Raw genomic sequence first — 18,886 nt, forward strand, 5'->3', positions numbered from 1 at the left:
CGCCTATCGCACCCATACCTGCGGCGCCCTCCGTTCGACGGATGCGGGCGCGAATGTTCGTCTGTCGGGCTGGGTTCACCGCAAGCGCGACCACGGCGGCCTGCTGTTCATCGACCTGCGCGACCACTACGGCCTGACCCAGCTGGTGCTGCACCCGGAGACCCCGGGCTTCGAGGCCGTCGAGCGTCTGCGCGCCGAAAGCGTCATCAAGATCGACGGCGAAGTCGTGGCCCGCTCGGCCGAAACCACCAACGCCAACCTGCCGACCGGCGAGATCGAAGTGCGCGTTCTGTCGGTCGAGGTCCTGTCGGAAGCCGCCGAACTGCCGCTGCCGGTCTTCGGCGAGCCGGAATATCCTGAGGAAATCCGCCTCAAGAACCGCTTCCTCGACCTGCGTCGCGAGACCCTGCACAAGAACATCGTCCTGCGCTCCAAAGTCATCCACTCGATCCGCCAGCGGATGGTCGAGCAGGGCTTCCTTGAGTATCAGACCCCGATCCTGACGGCCTCGTCGCCGGAAGGCGCGCGCGACTTCCTGGTGCCGTCGCGCATGCATCCGGGCAAGTTCTACGCCCTGCCGCAGGCCCCGCAGCAGTTCAAGCAACTGCTGATGGTCTCGGGCTTTGACCGCTACTTCCAGATCGCGCCCTGCTTCCGCGACGAAGACCTGCGCGCCGACCGTTCGCTGGAATTCTACCAGCTCGACGTCGAGATGAGCTTCGTCACCCAGGAAGACGTCTTCGCCGCCATCGAGCCGCTGATGCATGGCGTCTTCAACGAGTTCGGCGGGGGCAAGCCGGTTTCGCCGATCGACGAAACCCACGTCTTCACCAACGACTCCGGTCAGACCTTCGAGCACAAGGGCTTCGAGCGCCTGACCTATGCCCAGTCGATGAAGTGGTACGGTTCGGACAAGCCGGACCTGCGTAACCCGATCAAGATGCAGGACGTGTCCGAGCACTTCCGCGACGGCGGCTTCGGCCTGTTCGCCAAGATCCTCGGCGCCGACGCCAAGAACGCTGTCTGGGCCATTCCGGCGCCGACCGGTGGTTCGCGCGCCTTCTGCGACCGCATGAATTCCTGGGCGCAAGGCGAAGGCCAGCCGGGTCTGGGCTACATCTTCTGGTCGGACGACCAGCAGTCGTGGGGCGGCCCGATCGCCAAGAACCTCGGCCAGGAGCCGACCGAGGCCCTGATGACCTCTCTGGGTCTGGGCAAGGGCGACGCCGCCTTCTTCACCGCCGGTGATCCGGCTGTCTTCGCCAAGTTCGCTGGTCTGGCCCGCACCCGCGTCGGCACGGAGCTGAAGCTGGTCGACGAAGAGCAGTTCAAATTCTGCTGGATCGTCGACTTCCCGATGTTCGAATGGTCGGAAGAAGAGAAGAAGGTCGACTTCAGCCACAACCCCTTCTCTATGCCCCAGGGCGGCATGGAGGCCCTGGAGACCCAGGACCCCCTGTCCATCCGCGCCTATCAGTACGACATCGTCTGCAACGGCTATGAGCTGTGCTCGGGCGCGATCCGGAACCACAAGGCCGAGATCATGCTGAAGGCCTTCGAGATCGCCGGTTACGACGCCTCGGTGGTCGAGGAGCAGTTCGGCGGCATGCTGAACGCCTTCCGCTTCGGCGCCCCGCCGCACGGCGGTCTGGCCCCGGGCATCGACCGGATCGTCATGCTGCTGGCCAATCAGACCGCCATCCGCGAGGTCATCGCCTTCCCGCTGAACCAGCAGGGCCAGGACCTGCTGATGGGCGCGCCGGCCGAGGCCGCTGACAAGCAGCTCAAGGAACTGTCGATCCGCACGGCCCTGCCGCTCAAGTAGGCGGCGTCGCGGCGCTGAATTGAATAGGGCGGCCCGCGAGGGCCGCCCCTTTTTTTTGGATATTCGCGCCTAGTTGCCGGAGGCGATGACCAGATTGCGCTGGCGCGGCGGGATAGGCGGCGCCGGCGGCGCCGAGGGGGTGCGGATGACGCGGATGCCGCCGCAGGAGCGCACCGTCAGGCCGCTGGGCAGGCGGGTCGCGCCGTCGCCGCAGGCCTCATGCACCTGATCCTGGGTCAGGCCGCGCGCGCCGGACAGGTCCGCGCCGCGAATGTCGGTCCGCCGCATTGAGGCGCCGGAGAAGTTGGCGCCGTCGAAACTGGCGCCGGTCAGGCGGGCGCTGTCCAACGAGGCGTTGCGGAACGAGGCCCGGTCGAAGACGCCGTTGGTCAGGTTGGAGGCGTTGATTTCGGCGCTGGAGAAGTCGGCGCCCGTGGCGCGGACATTGGCCAGGGTGGAGCCGAACATCTCGCTGCTGTTGAACTTGGCGCGGACCAGGACGGCGCGGTTGAAGTTGACGCCGTTCAGTTCCGCCGAGGACAGGTTGGCGTCCTGAAGGTTGGTCTGGATCAGGTTCGCGCCCGTGGCTTCGGCGCCGGTCAGGTTGGCGCTGACAAAGGTGCTGCCGAGGAAGTTGGCGCCGAGCATTTCAACACCGCGCATGTCGGCGCGGCTGAAGTCGCTGCCGGCGAAGTTGGAGCCGACCAGTTCCGCCCCGCGCAGCGTGGCGCCGACCAGGGTGGCGTTGGTGAAGCTGGCGCCGGTGAAGGTGGCGCCCGACAGGTCGCGGCCCGATAGTTCGCAACGGTTGCAGCTGCCGCCCAGGGAAACCATGCGGGCGACGTCGCGATCCTGCATCTGGGCCATGTCCACCACGCCAGCGAGCGCGGGGGCGGCGACCAGCAGGCCCGACAGGGCTGCGGCTGCGGGCGCCAGGCGGCGGAGGAGGGCGAGCGAGCGTTTCATCACGTTACCTAGATGCGCCCATCGCCCGAAAAACCCTACTTAAATCGTGGTAACGAAGGCGGCTCTCAACAGGCGGGAATGCGCAGGCCCGACGGCAGGACCGTGGCCTCATCTCCACAGGCCTGATTGAGCTGGCCCTGGGTCAGGCCGACGGCGCGCCCCAGTTGCGCGCCCGACAGGTTGGTCCCGCTCAGTCGCGCCCCGGACAGGACGGCTCCGTCCAGATAGGCGCCGACGAAGCTGGCGTTGGTCAGATCCGCTCCGGCGAAGTTCGAGCCTGAAAAGACGCCGCCGTAGGCCTCCACGTCCCGCATGTCGGCGCGCGAGAAGCGGGTGCGGTTCATCACGGTCAGGCTGAGATCGGCCTGACGCAGGCGGGCGCCCGCCAGGTTGAGGCCGCGCACCTCCATGCCTGAAAAGTCGCCCTGGAACAGGTTGCAGCCGGGGCAGTTGGCGCCGCCGCGCACGCGGTTGATCTGCGATACGTTCTGGGCGGCCGCAGGCACGGCGGAGGCGGCGATCAGGGTCGCGGCGAGTGCGATAGCGAGACGGTTCATGCGAAGGCTCCGGGGCTTTGTCGTCCCTCAAGCAAGAAGCGGGCCGGAAAACCTCGGGATCAGCCCTGCATCTGCGGCGCCGCTCCGCAAGTGTCGCAGACCCAGCCGCCGCCCCGATTCTGCAGCGAGAAGTCGCCGCATTCGGGACAGGCGACCGCCTCGGTGGGCGCATTGGGGCGCGGCGTCTCGGCCTTGCGTCCAAACGGGACGACGACGAGGTTGTCAGGCGCCGCGCCGCGCGCGAACCCCTTGGAGATGAATCGCGCCGCCGGGACGGGCTCGGCGTCGTTGGTCGCGGCGGCGCCCAGGCCGTCGGGGTTCAGTCCCTCGGGCTCGGCGTTGGCCAGTTCCTGACGCTCCAGATAGGAGACGCCCAGTTCGCGGAAGATGTAGTCGAGGATCGAGGTCGCCGACCGGATCGAGTCGTTGCCCGTGACGCGGCCCGCCGGCTCGAATCGGGTGAAGACGAAGGCGTCGACGAACTCGTCCAGCGGCACGCCGTATTGCAGGCCGATCGAGATGCCGATGGCGAAGTTGTTCATCAGGCTGCGGAAGGCGGCGCCTTCCTTGTGCATGTCGATGAAGATCTCGCCCAGTTCGCCGTCTTCGTATTCGCCGGTGTGGATATAGACCTTGTGGCCGCCGACGGCCGCCTTCTGGATATAGCCCTTGCGACGGTCCGGCAGCTTGCGGCGGGTGCGGTCGCGCTCGACGACCTTTTCGACCACCCGTTCGACGGTCTTGGCCTCAGGCTCGAGACGACGCTGGGGCGGCGCATCGGGTTCGGGCAGGTCAAGGCGGAAGTCGGCGGGCGGCGCGGCGCGGCGCAGGACGACGGCGCGACGGCCGTCGCGGGCGGCCTGGCCCAGGACCCGGGCGGCCTGAAGCGGGCCCGCGCGCCAGTCGATCAGGTCGGGCGCGGCGTCCGGCGCGTCGCTGAACGGCTCGATCGCGCGGCGCAGGTCGGCCTCGAAGTCAGCGGGATCGCGCGCCAGCAGGTCGCGCAGGACATCCGGTGCGGCGGTCCAGCCGGACAGGTCGGCATGACCGAAGACGGCGGCGCGGGCCGCTTCAATGGCGGCGTCGTCGAAGCCCAGGCGCGGCAGCAGATCGCCGCCGTCCTCCGCCGACAGGCCGAGCACGTCGCCGATGAAGCCGGCGTCCAGCACAGGCGGCGCAAAGACGGCTGACAACTGATCCGTGCGGGCCAACGCGCCCTCGACCGCCTCAAGCTCCAGATCGGTGAAGCCCAGGTCGCGCAGGGCCGAATGATTGAGCCCCGGCGTTCCCATGAGGGTGCGGCGGCCGAACAGGCGGCGCTCGGCGTCTTCCACGTCGCCGCCGGCGCGGGCGATGGCGCGGGCCAGCGAGGGACGCAGGCGACGCTCGGTCTCGCCGTCCTCGGTCTGGAACAGGTCGGTCGCGGCGAAGGGCGAGGCGCCGAGGCGCAGCTCGATCTCGGCGTCGGCTGCGAACAGGCTGATGGCCGCATGGCGACGGCCGTGACGCGCCACGGAGGAGGCGTCCTGACCGCGCTGGGTCGCCAGATCCGCCGCCTCGTCCTTGACGGCGTCCCATTCGGCGCAGGGACCGAGGCGGGCGGCCAACTCGCTGGAGGCCGCGCCGGCGGCCGCCGAGATGCGTGCGCCTATGGAGGCGGCGAGGGTCTTCGTGTCCTCTGCATTCGTCGCCACCGCCCAGTCGGCCAGGCCGGAAAGGCCGAGGGCGATGGGGCGAGCGGCGTCGCGTCGGCGGGCCGAGGCGGCGTCGGGGCAGAAGCCCACGGCGGTCTCGATCTCCAGAGCCACGACCCAGAGCCGGACCAGGTCGTCCAGCGCCTCGTCGAAGGCGTCGCCGGCCAGCGTGGCCAGCAGGGGCAGGTGCAAGGCGGCGCGCGCTTCCACCCCGGCGTCCGCGAGGGCTTCGGCGTCGCGGGGGTTGAAGGTCAGAGCCAGGCCGCCCTCCAGCGCCGCCTCGCCTACGGCCAGGGCTTCGGGGCCGCCCGAGGCGACGCTGTCGCGCGGGGCCAGCACAGGCGTCACAGCGCGAACGGGCCGAGCGGGCAGGGAGACGGCCGGGCTCTCGCCCTCGGCGGCGCGGACGATGTCGGCGTCGCTCGCGCCGCAGCGGCGGGCGATCAGGGCGGCGCGGGCCAAGGCGGGGTTGGCGACGGGATCGGCGCAGGCCTCACGCGGGCCCTCGCAGCGGTCCACGGCGTCGGCGACGGCGCGCAAGGCATCGGACAGGGCCTCGGCGGCGCGCTGGGCCAGTCGTTCGCCCCGTCGGGCGGCGGTCAGATCGGCCAGGCGGCGTCTTGCGCCGGGCTCGCTCAGGGAAATGAAGGCGGCGCCGGGAGCGTGACCGCCCGCGCCGTCGGGGCGAACCCCATCGTTCAGGACCAGGCTCGGCGCGGCCAGTCCCAGCAGAAGGGACGCCGACAACTCCTCAGCGAAGACGGCGGCGGCCGATGCGGTCGGGAACACGCCCTGTGCGCGCCCCCAGGCGCCGAGGCGGTGCGCCCAGCGGTCGGCGGCGCCGTCCAGCCAGGCGGCGTGATCGTCCAGAGCGGCGGCGTCTTGCGGCAGGTCGGTCGACAGGGCTTCGGCCCAGTCCAGCCAGGCTTCAACGCGGGCGTCGGACCAGGCGGCGGGCGCCAAAGTCGGCGCCATGACGCCGGGGCGTTCGATCAGACGGGGCTCCAGCGCCACGGCGGCGGCGAGGGCGGCGAAACGGGGCTTGATGCGCATCAGACGTCTCCGCGCGTGTCCTGATCGCGACATTAACGACGCCTCCGAGGGCGTTTCAATAAATCTTGGGTGCAGAAGGCGGTTTACCCCCAAGATGTTGATGATGAGCGGCGGCGTCCGGTTCCGCGCGCGGGCTGGACGCGGGCGGCTGCGGTTTCTATGATCGCGCTGCGCCGCCGGACCTCCCCGGGCGGTGGAATTCAAGTGAGTTCGACGACGTGCTGAGCAAGATCTTCACCTGGTGGAACGGCGCCACGATCGGCACCCTGTTCACCGTCGGCAAACGCGGCCAGCTGGTCGGCACGGACGAGTTCGGCAACCGTTATTACCAGTCGCGCGACAACGTCAGCTATGACGGCCGCAAGCGTCGCTGGGTCATCTATGACGGCTACGCCGAGGCGTCGAAGGTCCCGCCGGAATGGCAGGGCTGGCTGCGCTACACCTATGACGAATCGCCGGCCGAGAAGCCGCTGCCGCGTCGCGCCTGGGAAAAGGACCACCTGCCGAACCTGACCGGCACGCCGATGGCGTGGCGTCCGCAGGGTTCGCTGGCCAACGAGGGCAAGCGTCCCGCCGCCACCGGCGACTATCAGGCCTGGAGCCCGGAATGACCGCACGCCGCCTCCTGCTTGTCGGCGTGGCCGCAGCGGGACTGGCGGTCGCGGGCGCCGGCACGACCAGCGCCCTGATGGATCTGCCGCAGGACGCCGTTCCGGTTCAGGATACAGTGGGCGATCTGCTGCGGGACACCAATCGTGCGCCTCAAAACCCGCCCGCAACGGCGCCGCAGACCCCTGCGACGTCCGCGCAAGGCTCTACGACGCCCTCGACCGGGCCGACCGCCGCGCCCGGAACGCCCGGGATCGTGGTGACGCCTGAGGCCGAGATTGCAGCCGTTCAGGAAGACGTTCCGCCGGAAGCCGAGGCCGAGGCTCCGAAACCGGCGACTGAACCCGCCGCCGTTCCGGGCCGCCGCCAGCGCCGCCCTGTGGCCATCATTCAGGCCATCGACAAGGTCACGGCCGAATCGATGAAGTTCGAGGTCGAGGTCGGGGGGCGTCCGGTGCGCTTCAACAAGACCCTGATCTTCAGCGCCCGCGCCTGCGAGGTGTCCGCCTCGGACGAGCAGACCGAGGACGCCATCGCCTATCTGGAGGTCGGGATTCAACCGCGCGGCATCGCCGTGCCGACCGAGGCGCGCCAGATCTTCAAGGGCTGGATGTTTGCTTCGTCGCCCGCCGTCAGCGGCCTGCAGCACCCGATCTACGACGCTTGGGTGATCGGCTGTAAGGCGTAGTCCACGGCCTGTGCGCCGGTCATGGGCGCGGTCAGGACGGATTGGTCGGGCGTCAGACGCAGGGCGGGCTTCAGCAGCCGCAGATAGGCCGCCTGCGGCGTCTCGACGGCGCCGAACTGGCTCAGGTGCTCGGTCAGGAATTGGGCGTCCAGCAGACCCCAGCCGCCCTGCCGCAGCCGCGCCACCAGATGCACCAGGGCGACCTTGGACGCATCGCGCGCCCGGCTGAACATGCTCTCGCCGAAGAAGGCGCCGCCCAGGGTCACGCCATAAAGGCCCCCGACCAGAACCTCATCCCGCCAGCACTCTATGCTGTGGGCGTAGCCGCGCAGATGCAGCTGGAGATATAGCGATCGGATCGGATCATTGATCCAGGTGTCCTCACGCCCGGCGGCCGACGCGGCGCAGGCGTTCAGGACGGCGTCGAAGGCCGTATCGACCCGCACCTGAAACGGCTCGCTCCGGACGGTGCGGCGCAGACGGGCGGGGATATGAAAGCGATCCAGCGGTACGACGCCCCGCTGGTCCGGCTCGACCAGAAAGACGCGCGGATCGTCGCGCGCCTCGGCCATCGGGAAGACGCCGCGAGCGTAGCAGGCCAGCAACTCCTCGGTTCCGAAGACACTGGAGGGGCTGCTGGCGCTGAACTCGGGTTCGTCCAAACCTTAGGCCTTGGCCTTCTGGGCGGCGGCCCATTTTTCCAGCCAGTGGATGTCGTAGTCGCCCGACAGGATGTCGGGTTCGGCCAACAGCTTCTGGAACAGGGGAATGGTGGTGTCGACGCCGCCGATGACCATCTCGTTCAGCGAACGCTTGAGGCGGGCCAGGGCCTCCTCGCGGTCGCGGCCGTGGACGATCAGCTTGCCGATCAGGCTGTCGTAGTAGGGCGGGATCGAATAGCCGGCGTAGATGGCGCTATCCAGACGCACGCCCAGGCCGCCCGGGGCGTGGAAATCCGTGATGGTGCCCGGCGACGGGGTGAAGGTCTCGGCGTTCTCGGCGTTGATCCGCACCTCGATGGCGTGGCCTTCGAAATGGATGTCGTCCTGGGTGAAGGACAGCGGCAGGCCGGCGGCGATACGGACCTGTTCGCGGACCAGATCGACGCCCGTGATCATTTCCGTGACCGGGTGCTCGACCTGCAGGCGGGTGTTCATCTCAATGAAGAAGAACTCGCCGTCTTCCCACAGGAACTCGATGGTGCCGACGCCCAGGTAGCCGATGGCGGCGATGGCCTTGTTGACCGTCTCGCCGATCTTCTTGCGACCCTCGGCCGACAGGGCGGGCGAGGGGGCCTCTTCCAGCACCTTCTGGTGACGGCGTTGCAGCGAGCAGTCGCGTTCGCCCAGGTGGACGACGTTGCCGTGGCTGTCGGCGATGACCTGGATCTCGATGTGGCGGGGCTTCTGGAGGTAACGCTCCATATAGACGGCGCCGTTGCCGAAGGCGGCCTTGGCCTCGGTCTGGGCCGTCTGCACGGCCTCGACCAGATCATCGGGGGTCAGGGCGACCTTCATGCCGCGACCGCCGCCGCCGGCGGCGGCCTTGACGATCAGCGGGAAGCCGATGGTTTTGGACGCCTCGATGGCGGCCTCGACAGTTTCGACCTCGCCGTCAGAGCCGGGGACCACGGGGATGCCCGCTTCCATAACCGTCTTCTTGGCGGTGATCTTGTCGCCCATGACCCGGATATGCTCGGGCTTGGGACCAATGAAGGTCAGGCCGTGGGCCTCGATGATCTCGGCGAAGCGGGCGTTTTCCGACAGGAAGCCGTAGCCCGGGTGGATCGCTTGGGCGCCGGTGATTTCCGCCGCCGCGATGATCTGCGGGATGTTCAGATAGGACTTGGCCGCCGGCGCGGGGCCGATGCAGACGCTTTCGTCGGCCAGGCGCACCCACATGGCGCCGCGGTCGGCCTCGGAGTGCACGGCGACGGTGGAGATGCCCATCTCCTTGCACGCCCGGTGGATGCGCAGGGCGATTTCGCCGCGGTTGGCGATCAGGACCTTGGTGAACATATCGGGTCTCAGGCTTCCAGCATAACCAGAGCTTCGCCGAACTCGACCGGCTGGGCGTCGCCGACCAGGATTTCCGACACGACGCCGTCACGCGGCGCCTGGATCGGGTTCATGGTCTTCATGGCCTCGACGATCAGCAGGGTCTGGCCCTTCTTGACCTTGTCGCCCGGCTTCACGAACTGCGGGGCTTCCGGCGAGGGTTGCAGGTAGGCGGTGCCGACCATCGGCGACTTCACCTCTTCGCCCTTGCGGGAAACGAGGGCAGCCGGGTCCGACGGCATGGAGGCCGGAGCAGCGGCGGGTGCGGCGTGGGCGACCGGGGCCGGAGCGGCGGCGTACTGGATCGGCGCGGCGGCGGTCATGGTGACTTCACGGGCGACGCGGATACGCAGTTCGCCGCGCTCGACCTCGATCTCGGTCAGGTCGGTTTCGTTCAGGATGTCGGCCAGGCTGCGGATCAGGCCGGCGTCGATGCCTTCGTTCTTGTGCTTGTCGTCGGACATGTTGCGTCTCTCTTTAGATCTTGGGCGAACGAGCCCCGGCCTTGGCGCGTTCCCGCGCAAGCCGAAGGGCGGCCTTGACGGCCAGTTCGTAGCTGTGGGGGCCGAAGCCCGAAATGACGCCGGTCGCAACCAGCGAAACATAGGAATGACGCCGGAAGTCCTCGCGCGCGGCGGGGTTCGACAGGTGGCATTCGACGACGGGGATGCTGAGCGTCTTCAGCGCATCCAGCAGGGCCACCGAGGTATGGGTGAAGGCCGCCGGATTGATGACCAGGGCGCTGGCCTCAAGGCGCGCCTCATGGATCCAGTCGACCAGCTGGCCTTCGTGATTGGATTGCTTGAACACCACGCGCGCGCCGTCGGCCGCCGCCTCGCACATGGCCTGAACGTCGGCCAGGGTCTCGTGGCCATAGATGTCCGGCTCCCGAACCCCGAGAAGGTTCAGGTTGGGCCCGTTCAGGACATACAGGGTGAGGGTTTCGGGCATTCGCTCGCAAAACAGGCGCGCCGTGTCCGCGCGGAATCGAGCGCGCGTTGTAGCTCAGGTGTGGCGCGGCGCAAAGCGGGTGGGTGAAAAGGTTGACGCCGCGGCAGGGATGGGGCGGGCGGAGCAGGGAGGAAAGCGGAGGTTGGGGCTAGTCGTACAGTTTCGGAATGAGACTCCTGAGTGTGGCACCGGGTGTCCAAAGCGCCGCGCGCCACCCGCGCGCAATTGCGGCTTCGACGTTCTTCTCGGTGTCGTCGATGAAAGCGATGGCCGAGGCGGGCAGAGCCACACGCTGCTCGACTGCCGCGTAGAAATCTTGTGACGGCTTCGAAACGCCGAGCTGCGCGGCATAGTGGATGTCGTCAAATCGGCCGCAAAGCCTGAGCGCATTCCACAGATAGGACGCGCGTTCATGCTCCTGAACGGTGGCCAGATGCAGCGGAACCCCTGAGCCCCGAACCTCAGCCAGTTGAAACAGCAGGGCGTCATCCAGGTGGGCGTCGCCTTCAAACCAGTAGCTGATCAACTGATCACAGCTGACATGCGGCGCGATTTCCGCGAGCGCGGGCGTCAATCTGTCCCGAAGCGTTGCGCGACCATGAACGACGTCGTCCCACCACGGTTTGAAGAAGCGAGCTTGCAGCGCCAGGCGCGGAACACCCAGATCATCTTCGATGCGCGCGGACCAGCCTGATGGGTCGGGGTGGCGGACCACCACGCCATCGACATCCACCATCAACACGGCCGGTTTCATCAGCGTCGCAGCCCATCCCGTCAAAGAAGGCGTCAGTGTGCTGATTTGCAAACCGTCCGCAACAGGGGGCGGTCATCGACGCAGGGGTTTGATGTCTCTGGTTCGAAGCCCCATTATCGACGCCACTGGAGAGAGGTCAGCCTCCTCGTGCACCCTTGGAGCGAACAGTTGCGTATCGAAGTCAACGGCGAGGTGCGGGGCACCGCCGCCACGACCATTCTGGGCCTGGTTCAGGAGCTGTCGCTGGACCCCAGGAAGGTGGCGGTCGAGCGCAATCTGGAGATCGTGCCGCGCTCGCTGCACGGCGAAACGGCGCTGGTTGAGGGCGACAGGATCGAGTTGGTGCAGTTCGTCGGGGGCGGGTGACGTTTCCCTAAAACCCGCTCATCCCCGCGGAGGCGGGGACCCAGTTCTTTGGCGACAAGCCTGACGGCCCAGGGGGGAGGATGGGGTTCTTACTGGGTCCCCGCCTCCGCGGGGATGAGCGGAAGGGTGGGGCGCGGGTTATCAAATCCGGCAACGGCGCTTCCCCCCGGCGCACGGCGGCGCTAGGTCAGGGGCATGACCGATACAGCCCCCCGCACCGACAGCTGGACCGTCGCCGGCCGCACCTTCAACTCGCGCCTGATCGTGGGCACCGGCAAGTACCGGGACTACGCCCAGAACGCGGCGGCGGCCGAGGCTTCGGGCGCCGAGATCGTCACCGTGGCGGTGCGCCGGGTCAATCTGACGGATCCGAACCAGCCGGTGCTGACGGACTTCATCGATCCCAAGAAATACACCTACCTGCCCAATACGGCGGGCTGCTTCACCGGCGAGGACGCGGTGCGAACCCTGCGTCTGGCGCGCGAGGCGGGCGGCTGGACCCTGGTGAAGCTGGAGGTTCTGTCGGACCAGCGCACCCTGTTCCCCGACATGGAGGAGACCCTGCGGTCGCTGAAGCTGCTGACCGCCGAGGGCTTCGAGGTCATGGTCTATTGCACCGACGACCCCGTCTATGCGCGCAAGCTGGAGGACGCCGGCGCGGTGGCCATCATGCCGCTGGGCGCGCCGATCGGCTCGGGCCTGGGGGTGCAGAACCCCATCAACATCCGCCTGATCGTCGAGCAGTCCAAGGTGCCGGTGCTGGTCGACGCGGGCGTCGGCACGGCCTCGGACGCCGCCATCGCCATGGAGCTGGGCTGCGACGGCGTGCTGATGAACACCGCCATCGCCGAGGCGCGCGACCCGCTGCTGATGGCCAGCGCCATGAAGCACGCGGTCATCGCCGGGCGGGAATCCTATCTGGCCGGGCGGATGAAGAAGCGCCTCTATGCTGATCCGTCGTCGCCGCTGGCGGGCCTGATCTAGGCTATTGCGACGCTGAGGCCGCTTGCGGCCTCAGGCTCTGGCGCGCACTCTTCCGGTGACAGCGGGAGAGGGATGATGCGTTTCGGATTGATGGCCTGCACGGCCATGGCGGCCTGTATGATCGGGCCGATGGCGGTGGCGGACGCGACGGCGGACAAGGCCGTGCGCGACCTGCTGGAGCAGCCCCAGGTCTGCGGCCCCGTCGGCTCGGCCATTGAGGCTGCGCCGACCGGCGACATCGTCATGGTCGATGGCTTTGGAACCGGCGGGTTCAAGATCGACACGGCCAATCCTGAGGCCCAGGCCTGGTTCGACCACGGCGTGCGGCTGCGCTGGGCGTTCGAGCATACCGAATCGGTGCGGGCCTTCCGCAAGGCGCGGGCGCTGGACCCGTCTTGCGGCATGTGCGCCTGGGGCGAGGCCTGGGCCATCGGCCCCAATCTGAACGGCGGGGGTCAGGACAAGGCCTCGATCGAGGCGGCGCACAAGGCCGCCCGCGACGCCCGCCGTCTGGCCCGCGACGCCACGCCGGTTCAGCGCCAGATGATCGACGCCCTGATCCAGCGTTATTCCGGCTCGGAAAAGAGTCGCGCCGACCGCTTCGCCCGGCGCATGGACCGGATCGCGCGTCAGAATCCCGATGACGTCGCCATCGCCAATATCACCGCCGACGCCTGGCTGCTGGCCGCCGACGAATGGTGGGACGATGAGGGCAAGGCGGCTGATCCGGCCATCCCACGCGCCATGGGCCTGCTGGAACAGGCGCTGGCCAGGAATCCCAACGATCCGGGCGCGATCCACCTCTACATCCATCTGACCGAATGGTCGGACGACCCGCACAAGGCCATTCCCTATGGCGAGCGGCTGGCCCTGTTGGCCCCGGCGGCCAGTCATCTGGTGCATATGCCGTCGCATACCTACTACCGCGTCGGACGCTATCGCGACGCCATGATGTCCAACGTCAACGCTGTGGCGCTGGACCGGCGCTATGACGCCCTGGCCAAGCCGCCGGGCGGGGTGCCGGCGATGCGCCTGCACGCCCACAACATCCACTTCGGCATGGGCGGCGCCCTGATGGCCGGGGGCGGCGAGGAGGGGCTGAAGCTCGCCGACTGGTTCCTGACCACCTATCCGAACATCGGCGCCCAGGACTACTGGCGTCAGATCGTCGCCAACAACGCCTACGCCCTCTACGGCCGTTTCGGCGCGCCGGAACAGGTCGCGGCGCTGAAGGAGCCGCCGGCGACCCATCCGCTGCTAAGGATCAGCTGGCGCTATGCGCGAGGCGAGGCGGCGGCGAGAGCGGGCGACGCCGCCGTCGTTCGGGCCGAGGCGAACGCCATCAAGGCCTTGCGCGAAGCCACGCCCTTCACCGGGCCGATGGCCGAGCAGAGGGCGGTCTTCACCGAGCTGTCCCAGCGCATTCTGGAAGGCCGCGCGGCCATGATCGAGGGCAATGCGAGCGCCGCCGTCGCCGCCTTCACCCGCGCCGCGCAAATTCAGGCCATGGACGACGAGGGCGGCGATCCGCCGATTATCTGGTATCCGACGCGCCGCAGTCTGGCGGCGGCCCTGCTGGCCAGCGGCGACGCCGCCGGGGCCAAGGCCAAGATCGAGGACCTGCTGAAGGACTGGCCCAGCGATCCCTACAGCTACTTCGTTCTGGCCGAGGCCGAGAAGACGCTGGGGAACGCCGCCGCCGCCGCCGAGGCGATGCGACGCGCCAACGTCGAATGGATCGGCGGCGAACGGACGCTGGCGGCGGCTTAGAGCGAAAACAGTTTGGACGCGATCGCGTTCAAACTCAGATACTCGCGGCAGTGTTTAACGCTTCGCCGCTTCGATCATCTTGGCGACTTCGCCCGGTTCGATGCTGGCGCTGGCCTTGCCGTTGATGAAGAAGGTCGGCGTGCCTTGCAGGCCCAGGGTCGCGGCGACGGTGTGGATGTCGGTGACGTGGCGGGTCATCTCGGGCGAGGCGATGGCCGCCTGGGCCTTGGCCATGTCGACGCCGTGCGCGGCCAGGATGCCGTCGATGGCGGCGCGGTCCAGGGCGCGCTCGGTCATCAGGGCGTCGTAGACCTCCAGATACTTGCCCTGCTGATGGGCGGCGAGGGCGGCACGGGCGGCGTATTGCGAGGTGACGTCGTCTCCACGGTCCAGGATCGGCCAGTCCTTGAAGACGAAGCGGACCTCGGGATGGGCGGCCATCAGGGCGCGATAGTCGTGGGCCACGGCCTTGCAGCCCGGGCAACGGAAGTCGAAGAACTCGATCACCGTCACCTTGGCGTCGGCGGGGCCGAAGCTGGGGTCGCGCGCGTCGGCGGCCAGCAGGGCCGGGTTGGCCTTGACGGCGGCGTTGATGGTCTGGACGCGCGACTGCTCTTCGTGGGCCTGACGTGCGGCCAGCACCTCGTCCAGCACCTGCGGGTTCTGGATCAGGTAGGCGCGCACGCGTCCGCCGAAATCGCCGCCGGTCAGATAGGGCGCGGCTGAAACTCCAAGAGCCAGAAGCGAAACAGCCAGGGCCGCGCCGCCCAGCGTCTTGCCGGACAGCGACGACAGGGCGCTGCCTTTCGGGGCGACGGGCGTCGGGGTCTCGGGGGCGTCGGGGCGGGCGTCGTCGGTCATGAAGGTCTCGATATCGGAAATAATGCGGCGTCAGCCGTTGGGCAGGATGACGCCGCGACTGTTGCGCTGCTCGTTGCGGCGCTCGGCGTCGTCGATGTCTCTCTGCGAGGCGCCGGAGGCGAAGACGATATCCGTGGCGCGGCGCCATTCGATGGAGTTGCGGTCCAGCATGTCGCGGGCGCGCATGGCGAATTGCGTGGCCTGTTCGGTGCGGCCCAGGGCGAACCAGTACTCGGCCGAGGCCAGCCGCGCCTCGCCCTCCTTGCCCTGACTGGCGTAGGCCTGGGACAGCAGACGCCAGGCCAGGGTGTTGTCCTTCTCCTGAGCGATGGCGCGTTTCAACTGGTCGATCGCGGCGTCCAGATTGGCGGCGTCATTGGTCTCGATCAGGGCGTGGGCCAGGTTGATCTTGAGCAGGGGCGCATCAGGCTTCAACTCGACGGCCTTCTGATGGGCGCCGATGGCCTCGGCTGGACGGCCTTCCTCGAACAGGATCTGGCCCTTCAGCTCCCAGAAGTAGGGATTGTCGGGCTGCTCGGTGAGCAGCACGTCCGCCGCGTCCAGGGCCTTCTGCGTCTGACCGTCGCGATACCAGGCGATGACCCGGGCGTAGCGGGCGGGCAGGGAGGTGTCGGACGACGGATAGTCCCGCAGCGTCGCGTTCGGCGCGTCCATGAAGGCGTGGATCTTGGCCAGAACCAGGGCGTGCTGGGCCATCCGCTGGGGGCTGTCCTGATGGCTGTAGTGGGGGGCGGCCTCGACCGGGCGACGCAGGGCCTCGATGCGCTGCGACGACAGCGGGTGGCTGCGGAAATAGGGATAGCGGCGCTGGTCCGAGAAGATTTCCTGCGCGCGGAAGTTCTCGAAAAACTCGACCATGCCTTTGCCGGATTCCCCGGCGCGTTCCAGGGCGCGGGCGCCGGTGATGTCGGCCTCGCCCTCCTGGCTCTGCATGTAGCGCAGGGCGCCCAGCGTGCCGAAATACTGGCTGGAGGCCAGAAGCGCCGCGCCCGCGTCCGGCGCGCCGGCGATCGCGGCCAGGGCGCCCAGCGCCATGGTCATGATCATCGGCTGCATGCCGGCGTTCTGGGCGCCGTCGCGCAGGGTGTGGCGGTTCTTGATGTGGCCGGCCTCGTGGGCGATCACGCCCAGAAGCTGGTTGGGGGTCTTGGTCTGCAGGATCAGGCCGGTGTTCAGCCCCATGATCCGCCCGCGCGTGGCGAAGGCGTTCAACTCGTTGTCGTTGACCAGCAGGACTTCGACCTCGGACGGCTCCAGACCCATGGCCGTGAAGACCGGGTCGGACCATTCGCGGATGATTCCCTCGACCTCTGTGTCGCGGATCAGGCTTTGGGCCGAGGCCGATCCCGCCGTCGCCAGCACCGCCACGGCAGCCGTGGCGGAGACGAGGATGCGGGATGCGACACGTGATGCGACACGGGGAAGCCTGGTCATGGCGTGCTCCAGAGCGACAGTCTCCCCCGTGTCTTCAAGCCTAATCGTGTCCGATCAACGGCGCCACCAGCCACGCTTGGGCTTGGCGGGCGGTGCGACGATCTGATTGGGATCCTCGGCGATGATGGCGGCCACATCGACTTCGGGCGTCGGCGCGGGCGCCGGCTCGGCGATGACGACAGGCTCGGGCGTGGGTTCCGGCTCGGGAGCCAGAGCCTGTTCGATGGCGGCCTCGACCTTGGCCGCGACCACAGGCTCCACGTCCAGTTGGGCGGGGATCGCGACGGCTTCGGCTTCAGCTTCAACCGGGGCTTCGATCACGGCTTCGGCGGCGAGGTCGGCGCTGGCCTTGCGACGCACGCGGCGACGCTTGGGGGCCTCGACGGCTTCGGCGACGGGTTCAGGCGCGTCGGCGGCCGTTTCCTCGGCGGGGACGATCGTGGCGATCGGGGTGTCCGGCGAGCCGACGGGGGGCAGGCCCTCGTTGACGGCGCGGTCCTCGACCTTGGCCTCGTGGGGCAGACCGCCGCGATCACGACCGCGACCGCGACCGCGACGGCGGCGCGAACGGCCGCCTTCGCGCTCGGCGCGTTCGCCTTCCCCACGTTCACCGGCGACGGCTTCGACGTCGCGGGCTTCCGAAGCCTCGACCGGGGCGCGTTCGCTGCGCGGGGCGGGATTGATCGGGTCGAACCAGACGTAGGGATCGTCCAGCGACGGCGTGCGCCCGCGCACCCAGGTGAAGGCGTCGCGTTCGCCGTCCTCACGCATCCGGCGACCGCCGCGACGGCCGCGACGGCGGCGACGGCCGGCCTCGCTGTCGTCGTCCTCGTCGTCGGCGGCGACCACGTCGGCCGAACCGGATTCGTCGGCGGTTTCCTCGTCCCGGCGACCGCCGCGACGACGGCGACGGCGGCCACGGCCGCGGCCTTCGCCGTCGTGATGTTCGGCGCGTTCGCGGGCCTCGTCGTCGTCACTGTCTTCGCGCTCGAGGTCGGATTCGTCCTCGTCGTCGCCCTCGATGACCTCGTCTTCCTCGTCTTCGTCCTCATGGTCGAAGGCGCTGTCGTCGAAGCCGTCATCCAACTCGGCGGCCGAGATGTGGGTGACGACCGGAATGAAGTCCTCGTTGGTCGCGGTGCGCTCGATGGCGTGCTCGCCCTGTGCCAGGCTGTCGTCGATCTGGATGACGACGTTCAGGCCGCGTTGCTCCAGCAGGCGCTGCAGATAGCTGCGCTTGTGGTTCAGGATGTAGAGGGCGACGGCGGTCGAGACGCGCAGGTTGACCGAACCGGCGCCGTTGCGGCCCGCCTCGATGTCCACGGCGCGCAGGGTGGTCAGGGCGGCGCTTTCCGCCGAACGGATACGACCGGCGCCCTGGCAGTGCGGACAGACCTCGGTGGCGCCTTCGATCACGCCCAGGCGACGACGCTGGCGGCTGATCTCCATCAGGCCGAAGCCCGAGATGCGGCCCATCTGGATACGGGCGCGATCCTTGGCCAGGGCGTCCTTCAGCGCCTTTTCGACGGCGCGGTTGTTCTTGCCTTCATCCATGTCGATGAAGTCGATGACGATTAGGCCGGCGAGGTCGCGCAGACGCAGCTGGCGGGCGGCCTCGACGGCGGCTTCCAGGTTGGTCTTGGTGGCGGTGGCCTCGACATTGCGCTCCTTGGTGGAGCGGCCCGAGTTCACGTCGATGGCGACCAGGGCTTCGGTCTGGTTGATGACCAGATAGCCGCCCGACTTCAGCGGCACGACCGGCTGGTGGATCTGCGTCAGCAGCTCCTCGATGCCGTTGGCGGCGAACAGGGGCTTGGAGCCCTGATAGAGGTGGATCTTCTTGGCCTGCGACGGCATCAGCACGCGCATGAAGTCGCGGGCTTCCTTGAAGCCTTCCAGGCCTTCGACCTGGATGCCGTCGAAGTCCTTGTCGTACATGTCGCGCACCGCGCGACGGACCAGGTTTTCTTCTTCGTAGATGACGGCCGGGGCGTTCGACTTCAGCGTGGTCTCGCGGATCGTCTCCCACAGGCGCAGCAGGTATTCGTAGTCGCGCTTGATCTCGGCCTTGGTGCGTTTGGCGCCGGCCGTGCGGATGATCAGGCCCATGCCCTGCGGCACCTTCAGCGCCGAGGCGGCGGCCTTCAGGCGGCGACGGTCCGAGGTGTTGGTGATCTTGCGCGAAATGCCGCCGCCCTTGCCGGTGTTCGGCATCAGGACGCAGTAGCGGCCGGCCAGCGACAGCCAGGTGGTCAGGGCCGCGCCCTTGGCGCCGCGCTCGTCCTTGACGACCTGC

At 68.4% G+C, this 18,886-nt stretch carries 17 protein-coding genes; 6 read left to right on the plus strand and 11 right to left on the minus strand.

Features of this window, described 5'->3' with window-relative positions:
- Window positions 1-1,825: aspartate--tRNA ligase (gene aspS, locus VGE49_RS09210; RefSeq protein WP_331034263.1), on the plus strand; the 1,825-nt coding region annotated here is incomplete at its 5' end.
- Window positions 1,826-1,894: 69 nt separating this feature from the next.
- Here the strand turns inward: aspS and VGE49_RS09215 are convergent.
- From VGE49_RS09215 to VGE49_RS09225, 3 genes are all read right to left on the minus strand, one after another.
- Window positions 1,895-2,791 (minus strand): pentapeptide repeat-containing protein, encoded by an 897-nt coding sequence (locus VGE49_RS09215; protein ID WP_331034264.1) that lies wholly within the window; start codon window positions 2,789-2,791, stop codon window positions 1,895-1,897.
- A gap of 65 nt (window positions 2,792-2,856) precedes the next feature.
- The gene (locus VGE49_RS09220) at window positions 2,857-3,348 is read right to left on the minus strand and encodes a pentapeptide repeat-containing protein (protein WP_331034265.1); all 492 of its coding nucleotides are present in this window, start codon (window positions 3,346-3,348) and stop codon (window positions 2,857-2,859) included.
- Between the two features lie 59 nt (window positions 3,349-3,407).
- On the minus strand, window positions 3,408-6,095 hold the full coding sequence (locus tag VGE49_RS09225; RefSeq protein WP_331034266.1) for a TSCPD domain-containing protein: 2,688 nt from the start codon (window positions 6,093-6,095) through the stop codon (window positions 3,408-3,410).
- A gap of 218 nt (window positions 6,096-6,313) precedes the next feature.
- On the opposite strand from VGE49_RS09225, the gene VGE49_RS09230 reads away from it, so the two are divergent.
- Both VGE49_RS09230 and VGE49_RS09235 read left to right on the plus strand, forming a co-directional pair.
- Window positions 6,314-6,706 carry an NADH:ubiquinone oxidoreductase subunit NDUFA12 gene (locus VGE49_RS09230; RefSeq protein ID WP_331034267.1) on the plus strand — a complete coding sequence of 131 codons (393 nt, stop codon included), beginning with the start codon at window positions 6,314-6,316 and terminating at the stop codon, window positions 6,704-6,706.
- On the plus strand, window positions 6,703-7,392 hold the full coding sequence (locus VGE49_RS09235) for a DUF2155 domain-containing protein (RefSeq protein WP_331034268.1): 690 nt from the start codon (window positions 6,703-6,705) through the stop codon (window positions 7,390-7,392). The genes VGE49_RS09230 and VGE49_RS09235 overlap by 4 nt, the downstream gene beginning before the upstream one ends.
- Here the strand turns inward: VGE49_RS09235 and aat are convergent.
- The 5 genes from aat to VGE49_RS09260 form a co-directional block, all read right to left on the minus strand.
- Window positions 7,359-8,054, minus strand: a complete 696-nt coding sequence (gene aat, locus VGE49_RS09240; RefSeq protein WP_331034269.1) for a leucyl/phenylalanyl-tRNA--protein transferase — start codon at window positions 8,052-8,054, stop codon at window positions 7,359-7,361. The two genes, VGE49_RS09235 and aat, sit on opposite strands and share 34 nt — an antisense overlap.
- 3 nt (window positions 8,055-8,057) lie before the next feature.
- Window positions 8,058-9,410: an acetyl-CoA carboxylase biotin carboxylase subunit gene (gene accC, locus VGE49_RS09245; RefSeq protein WP_331034270.1), complete on the minus strand. Its 1,353-nt coding sequence runs from the start codon at window positions 9,408-9,410 to the stop codon at window positions 8,058-8,060.
- A gap of 8 nt (window positions 9,411-9,418) precedes the next feature.
- The gene (gene accB, locus VGE49_RS09250) at window positions 9,419-9,913 is read right to left on the minus strand and encodes an acetyl-CoA carboxylase biotin carboxyl carrier protein (protein ID WP_331034271.1); all 495 of its coding nucleotides are present in this window, start codon (window positions 9,911-9,913) and stop codon (window positions 9,419-9,421) included.
- 13 nt (window positions 9,914-9,926) lie between these two features.
- Window positions 9,927-10,400: a type II 3-dehydroquinate dehydratase gene (gene aroQ / locus VGE49_RS09255; protein ID WP_331034272.1), complete on the minus strand. Its 474-nt coding sequence runs from the start codon at window positions 10,398-10,400 to the stop codon at window positions 9,927-9,929.
- 148 nt (window positions 10,401-10,548) lie between these two features.
- On the minus strand, window positions 10,549-11,154 hold the full coding sequence (locus tag VGE49_RS09260) for an HAD-IA family hydrolase (protein ID WP_331034273.1): 606 nt from the start codon (window positions 11,152-11,154) through the stop codon (window positions 10,549-10,551).
- 168 nt (window positions 11,155-11,322) lie between these two features.
- Between VGE49_RS09260 and thiS the strand changes: the two genes are divergently transcribed.
- The 3 genes from thiS to VGE49_RS09275 all read left to right on the plus strand — a co-directional run bounded on the left by thiS (window position 11,323) and on the right by VGE49_RS09275 (window position 14,274).
- Window positions 11,323-11,520 (plus strand): sulfur carrier protein ThiS, encoded by a 198-nt coding sequence (gene thiS / locus VGE49_RS09265; RefSeq protein ID WP_331034274.1) that lies wholly within the window; start codon window positions 11,323-11,325, stop codon window positions 11,518-11,520.
- A 195-nt stretch (window positions 11,521-11,715) separates the two neighbouring features.
- The gene (locus VGE49_RS09270; protein WP_331034275.1) at window positions 11,716-12,504 is read left to right on the plus strand and encodes a thiazole synthase; all 789 of its coding nucleotides are present in this window, start codon (window positions 11,716-11,718) and stop codon (window positions 12,502-12,504) included.
- A 75-nt stretch (window positions 12,505-12,579) separates the two neighbouring features.
- Window positions 12,580-14,274: a tetratricopeptide repeat protein gene (locus VGE49_RS09275; protein ID WP_331034276.1), complete on the plus strand. Its 1,695-nt coding sequence runs from the start codon at window positions 12,580-12,582 to the stop codon at window positions 14,272-14,274.
- A gap of 54 nt (window positions 14,275-14,328) precedes the next feature.
- Here the strand turns inward: VGE49_RS09275 and VGE49_RS09280 are convergent, their stop codons facing one another.
- The 3 genes from VGE49_RS09280 to VGE49_RS09290 all read right to left on the minus strand — a co-directional run.
- Window positions 14,329-15,135 (minus strand): DsbA family protein, encoded by an 807-nt coding sequence (locus VGE49_RS09280; RefSeq protein WP_331034277.1) that lies wholly within the window; start codon window positions 15,133-15,135, stop codon window positions 14,329-14,331.
- Between the two features lie 30 nt (window positions 15,136-15,165).
- A complete protein-coding gene (locus tag VGE49_RS09285) occupies window positions 15,166-16,590 on the minus strand; it encodes a M48 family metalloprotease (protein WP_331034278.1) in 1,425 nt (474 codons plus the stop codon).
- 54 nt (window positions 16,591-16,644) lie between these two features.
- Window positions 16,645-18,886, minus strand: a 2,242-nt coding sequence (locus VGE49_RS09290) for an Rne/Rng family ribonuclease (RefSeq protein WP_331034279.1), incomplete at its 5' end; no start/stop codon positions are given.

Origin of the sequence: Brevundimonas sp., from assembly GCF_036405315.1 — a bacterium.
GTDB lineage: Bacteria > Pseudomonadota > Alphaproteobacteria > Caulobacterales > Caulobacteraceae > Brevundimonas.